1 protein-coding gene is annotated in these 417 nt (G+C 58.0%); it reads left to right on the forward strand.

Features of this window, described 5'->3' with window-relative positions:
* Positions 1–417 (forward strand): NAD-dependent epimerase/dehydratase family protein (locus AC1D0P_RS30545; RefSeq protein WP_477680156.1); only part of this gene is annotated, 417 nt, incomplete at both ends.

The raw sequence follows: 417 nt of genomic DNA on the forward strand, positions 1-417 counted from the left end.
CCGGGATTCTCCCGATCTCGATCATGGCAGGGGCGTGCAGCCTTTCGATGCCGTGGTGCATTTCGCCGCCATTCCGCGCGTCCTGATCAAGACCGACAACGAGACCTTCCGCATCAACACGATGGGCACCTACAATGTCATCGAAGCGGCGGTGAAACTCGGCATCCGCAAGATCATCGTCGCCTCCAGCGAGACGACCTATGGGGTCTGCTTCGCCGAAGGCCATCGCGACTTCCATCAGTTCCCGCTCGAAGAGGACTACGACGTCAATCCGATGGATTCCTACGGGCTGTCGAAGGTGGTCAATGAAAAGACGGCGCGTGCTTTCGCCGAGCGCTCCGGCGCCGATATCTATGCGCTCCGGATCGGCAATGTCATCGAGCCGCATGAATATGAAAAATTCCCAGAATTCTTCGC

The sequence above is a fragment of the Polaromonas sp. P1_G2 genome (assembly GCF_056405515.1).